Below are 4,693 nucleotides of genomic sequence, written 5' to 3' on the forward strand. Positions count from 1 at the left end.
CCATCGCCGGAATCGAGATGATGGCCATGATCAAAAAAGGTCAGATCGATATTCAGGGCTCCACTCCATTCGAGAAGTTTTACGCCCTCGCCGGATAACTGCGTCCGGGGAATGATCCCTTCAAAACCTTACTTCACCCTCCGAAATGTTTGCGACAGAGCCGTTTCTTTCTTCTTCTAAACTCAGCTTCCAGCTCCGGAGTGTGCCGGACGACCCACCTATGAATTGTGGAATGGTCCAGCTCAACACCGCGTTCCGCCATCATTTCCTCGAGGTCTCTAAGGGAGAGTTTATAGCTGAGGTACCAGCGTATGCAGGTCAGCACAACAGACTTGGCGAAATGTTTGCCTTTGAAACTGATGGCCATATCCGCTCCGTGGATAAGGTAATCAGCGAATATGGCCTATGATAGAGCCTCATACTACGTTTTTTTTGCAACAGATCCTTATTTACAGACCATGTTTGTCGGAAATAAAAATGATATTCTCCGAACTTCTAGACTTGATTGAGTCGGTCAAATCCAAAGTCAGATCAGCAAGAAAATTTCCCAGAATTCGTAAAACACCTAACTTGGGCTTTCGAAATAGACTGCAAAAGGAGAAATCGTCGATTTTTTCTTAACCGAATGACATTGATGGCAACGTCCCCTACTTAACCGACAATACGATAGAAATCCATAACTGAAATAATTTCAACTCACGCCTCGTTCGGGAACTATCGGTCCAACTTTTGAAGCTGCGACATTGAGGTTATAGGGATAAATATGTTCTGAGTTCAAAGTGATTTTGAACGCAAATTTGATGAATCCTTTCGAGTCTGGTGCACCCATCGAAACAACCTCAATATTTCCTCCCTTGCTTTGCAGGATGGAGCGAACCGCATCCATGCCCATACCGCGGCCGGAAATCGCTGAAACCTCCTTTTTGGTCGAAACCCCCTTCAGGAATATGGATTCCATTATTTCCGTCTCAACCAAATTTATCCTATGACTTTCTTCCGTGAGCATATCCTTAAGCCGGTTCAGGTTCAATCCGTGACCATCATCTGCATATTGAATTTGACAACGCCCCTCCTGATCCGTATCGACCTCGATGGATATGGAGCCGTTGGAACTTTTTTTCTTGAATCGTCTTTCTGCCTCTGTCTCAATTCCGTGATCAAGGCTATTCCGAAACAAATGTACGAAGACTCCTTTTATCGTGGTTGTCATTAATTTACTGATAAGCACCCCGTGATCATGGATAAGTATTTTGGGAGGAAGCTTGCCAAGCTGCTCTGACAGCTTACCCAAGCCGTTCAGTTCATCCACCAGGTGGGAAGCAATCGGCATGGCAAGGGATTGAGAAAGCGATTGAAGAGAATCTTCCAAGCCCAAACTCTTTGTTGCCTCAATATTCTGGGCCATAATTCGGCAGACTTTGGAAATTACCGCCTGATCGAGACGTATGTAAGATTCGTTTGGATCAATATTCAGCTTTTGTGCAGCTATATCGATATATGCATTCAACTTTTCCCGCAATACTGAAGCGAAGTCTGACAGCTGTGCAATGTTAACCTGCCCGGTCTTGACGTTGATACACTCTTCGCATTCATGAGCCAGGTTTGCAATATCGAGAAAAGCATAGGTGCGGGCCATCCCCTTGAGTGTATGGAGGAGACGGAACATGCTGCTGAGGTCATGATTCTCGCTTAGTTTTCGCATGGCAATAAAAGCCAAAAGCTCGTCAATGCAGCTGCGACCGAATTCAACGAATGATCGGAAGGTGGAAATGTCAATCGAAGAAATCGTATCGATTTTTTCCAGAAGTTCCTGCCTTTGGCTGTTTTCATGGGTCAACTGCTTAAATTGCGTGATGTCTCTGAACGCCACTAAAATCTTGCTGACAATCCCTTTCTCATCCTCCATGGCGACCCAGGACACGAGATATGAGCGTATTTTGCCCTCTGTTTCCATTTGAAGCTCTGAAGGCAGAAGATGAAGATTTAATTCCCATGCCAGCCTCTCTTCATTAAGGCACGCAAAGAAAATCTGGTTGATCGACCCCAAAGTGTCTTTCGAAAGTTTGAAGTTGCAGAGGATGGAGGTCAATTCGCAATGAGCGGGATTTTTTTCATGGAGCATTTCCATAAGGTACTTCGAATGCTCGCCATGGAGCCTGAGAGCATCCCCGTCACGATACACAGAGAATATGCCTTCTTCCATGCTGTCAAGAATGCTGCGGATATCGATCGTTTTCTCAAGCACAAGACTTTCCAACTGGTGATTGAAAATCTGTAGCTTCTCATTTGCATCATGGATCTCCCTGTTTTTCTTTGTAAGATCCTGATTCAGATTATTGATCTCAAGATTTGACAAGTCCTGCCGGTTTTTAAGCTTATAGCCGACTGCCAACGAAAGAGTTATGACCTGAAGCATGGCTCCACAAGGCAAAGCCAGTTCGCCGATATAAAGATTGTCTATGATACCTATGACTTCGAGAGCTTTAAGCACAGAGCCTGCATAAAGAAACACCCAGGCCATTGTAAAGTATATGGCGGGACGATAGCCTTTCATGGCAAACCTGATGCCCTGCGCGACGCCATTAAAAGGAAGCACAGCAGCCAGGAAAATAGCGGCTGGTCCCCCAATGTAATGCTCGAGGTGTGTCAGGACCATAAGCGGTATACATAGGGCAACAGTTGATAGCAGGAAGACATATACTTTTTTTGAAGTATGTTTCATATCAAAATACAAAACGTTGACTAAGCAGCCTCCGATAATACTGAGGTAGGTCGCAAGAACCAGACCCCTGTTTGGCAAATAGATATCCGTCGGAAAAAGGATTCTACAGAAGCCATTGGAAGTGATAATGGTCATCTGAACCGCAGCTATCGTCAGAAGATAGGGAAGGTAAACTTTTTCACGAACCTGGATGAATAGTAAAAAATTATAAAAGAATAGAAAAATGCCGACACCGAAAAACATCATATTGATGCCGAAATCGTAGAGTCGATTTTCATCGAAAGCATGGGTTTTTGTCAGGTACAAGTCGAGTTTGAGAGGGGACAAACCTTTGGTTGAAACGTAAATGTGGACCGGTTCAGTCAAATCAAATCCGAAAGCCGGATATCGATGCTTAATAGTTTTAAGGTTGTGACTGGATGCCACCGCCTGGTCACCGCTTAGCCCGTATGCTCTGATTTCTTTGTTCATGCCGACAATAAAAAATTCAAGAAAGTCCGATCCAGGGTCACGACTTTCCATCACGAGTTGCTGCCCTGGACCACTTCCCGGAGTCAGAGGAATGCGAGCCCAAATTGTCGAACTTGAATATCCGGCCATGAACGCTCGATCAAGCCGGTGTTCTTTCCAGGCAATTTCCTTGTTCAAGATGTCCTGAAGTGTCAACTTCCCCGTGGGGTCTTCGTATAGTTCCATGTAAGGGGAGAGGCTTATGGTACCGTTTGTGGGGAAGGGAATAGCTTTTCCCCAAAGATGGCCCTGGAAAGAAAGAAGGATGAAGATTCCTACGCAGATCCTATTAATAAGCGCCAATACGACTCCTCCTGCCTTTTCATTCAGCTGAGCGATGCTTTGAATATCAGCAATAGATTAATATTATGGCATATATCGATTGGACCTACACAGGCCGGCCCGAAAAAACTTGATCAGCTATGGAGCACACAAAATTCAGAGATTGGTTTAATGTCCCAAATACATAAAAATCGCTCAGACATGCGTTTGATGGCGCTGTGAAGGATGAGATGACCAGGAAATCAAAGCCTGTTCCTAACATTACCGCGCATTGTCCAACCGATTGGCCGTTCGTCATGCCTTGGATCTGCATGAGCACCGTCTTTGGGTCCTTCCGGCACCCCACCCCGCCATGGTTGACGATCAACTGCCCCTTCCCGCGCGATCTCAAAAAAATTTTGCGTCAACACATTCCCTTAAGGGCTGACTTACGGCAATTTAAAGCAATGTACACCAAGGGTGCAGTCGTTTTAACATGCCGTTGAAAAGCACCTTAATATTCGAACAACGGCTCAACTTTTATGGCGCACTGCGGACCTGTTTTGAGCCATTTTAGCGTTTTTTTGAGCTCTTTCCGGCAAAGCTGCCAGGGCTTAAAAAAGTTGCTGTTTTGTCACCCCAACGCAGCCACGCGGGTTTCAGAGGGTGATAAGCCGCTTTGGTCGGGGTTCGTCAACGGAGCCTGTATGAGCTGAAGAAGTGAAACCATTGTCCCGCAAGGCGTCTATGCTTCTGAGGAGCCCCGGCTGCTGTTGCGCGTGTTGATCGGAAGGTTTTCCCGCCTCTGCCATTTTTGAAAAAGTCGCGCAAAATAAACCTGAATGATTCGCACGTCAATGTTTTGAGTAAGCAGCTATGCAGAGCCACCTTGGACAGCGGTCAGGATTCCATCCAAATCCTACCAGATCGTCTTGGAAGGGTTGACTGCCAGGATATTGAGCAGCATGCAGCCGAACAGCATATTTTCCACTGGCCAAAAACAGTAGTTTTCGGTCAGCACAGTTTGCTGAAAATCGAACCTTGATCTCCAAGGGTTTTACGCCTCGATCCCAGACAGGTTTTTGGCCAGCCTGCCCATTTCGTCTTCAAACCCGCGCGGAACCAAGCACGAGTCCATGGAACACTTACTAATCAATAGGTCTAAGGCGATCTGGTAGGATTTGGATGGAATCCTGACCG

1 protein-coding gene and 1 pseudogene are annotated in these 4,693 nt (G+C 45.9%); both read right to left on the reverse strand.

Annotated elements, in window-relative coordinates:
• Positions 1-148: 148 nt before the first annotated feature.
• Positions 149-367 (reverse strand): annotated as a pseudogene (locus VE954_RS15775) (IS6 family transposase); the annotation flags it as partial.
• Positions 368-691: 324 nt separating this feature from the next.
• The gene (locus tag VE954_RS15780) at positions 692-3,418 is read right to left on the reverse strand and encodes a 7TM diverse intracellular signaling domain-containing protein (RefSeq protein ID WP_324954413.1); all 2,727 of its coding nucleotides are present in this window, start codon (positions 3,416-3,418) and stop codon (positions 692-694) included.
• Between the last annotated feature and the right edge of the window lie 1,275 nt (positions 3,419-4,693).

The sequence above is a fragment of the Oligoflexus sp. genome (assembly GCF_035638955.1).
Lineage (GTDB): Bacteria > Bdellovibrionota_B > Oligoflexia > Oligoflexales > Oligoflexaceae > Oligoflexus.